Genomic DNA, 1,082 nt, shown 5'->3' with positions numbered 1-1,082 from the left:
GGCACCGCCGAACTCCTCCTCGACAGGTACGGCGTCGTGACTCGGGGCTCCGTCATGGTGGAGAACATCGTGGGCGGATTCGGGCTGATGTACAAGGTCCTCGCGCGCCTCGAAGAAGCCGGGCGGTGCCGCCGCGGCTACTTCATCGAACACCTCGGCGCCGCCCAATTTGCCGTGCCGGCGACAGTGGACCGATTACGCTCCTTCACGGAGGACGCCCAACTCGCCAAAACGGAGCCAGTCGCTTTGGCCCTCGCCGCAACGGACCCCGCAAACCCGTATGGCGCGGCCCTCCCGTGGCCCGCGTTGGCCGTCGACGCTGGATCGGGCCACCGTCCGGGACGGAAAGCAGGTGCCCTGGTGGTGATAGTCGACGGCGCCTTGGTTTTGTATGTCGAACGGGGAGGGAAGACCCTGCTCACTTTCAGCCAAGACGACGCCGTCCTGGCCGCTGCCGCTGCCGCGCTCGTCGGAGTGGTGCGGCGGGGAGCCGTGGACAAATTGATTATGGAAAAGGTCAACGGCCATGACCTCTTGGACACCCCCGTGGCTTCCGCCCTTGCGGCTGCCGGGGCGTACTCCACGCCGAAGGGTTTGAGGATCCGTGCCTGAGGGTGACTCGGTCTGGCGGGCCGCCGCGGAGTTGCACAAGGCCCTCGCTGGGCAGGCCCTTGTCTCCTCGGACTTCCGGTACCCAGGTTTGCCACACTGAACCTGGCCGGATGGACCGTGTCCGAGGTAGTGCCACGGGGAAAGCACCTGCTCATGCGCTTGCTGGAGCCGGCGGCGGTTGGGTCGGTCGCGACTGGGCCGGCGGACGATGCCGGTCCGGCGGCTACCGGACCATCCCGCCGCGCCCTGACCATCCATTCGCATTTGAAAATGGAGGGAAGCTGGCAGGTCTATTCCCCCCGGCGGCCGGTGGAGGAAACCCGGCCACACGGCCAGGTGCGTCCTCCGCACAGCGACGGCCGACGTCGTCGGCTTCTCCTTGGGAATCCTGGAGGTGATCCCGACGCCGGACGAGTCCCGCGTAGTAGGGCACCTCGGCCCGGACCTGCTCGGGCCCGACTGGGACGCGG

Annotated in this window: 1 protein-coding gene and 1 pseudogene; both read left to right on the top strand. The window is 67.7% G+C overall.

The features are described 5' to 3' along the window. On the top strand, nt 1-612 hold a 612-nt coding region (locus AHiyo1_RS10825), incomplete at its 5' end, for an Lhr family helicase (protein ID WP_445286206.1). Continuing rightward, nucleotides 605-1,082, top strand: a pseudogene (locus AHiyo1_RS26590) (DNA-formamidopyrimidine glycosylase family protein); the annotation flags it as partial. The gene AHiyo1_RS10825 and the pseudogene AHiyo1_RS26590, both read left to right, overlap by 8 nt.

The organism is Arthrobacter sp. Hiyo1 (genome assembly GCF_001263615.2).
Lineage (GTDB): Bacteria > Actinomycetota > Actinomycetes > Actinomycetales > Micrococcaceae > Arthrobacter.
The sequence above is the reverse complement of the archived record's forward strand: the minus strand, read 5'-3'. Positions and strand labels throughout refer to the sequence as shown.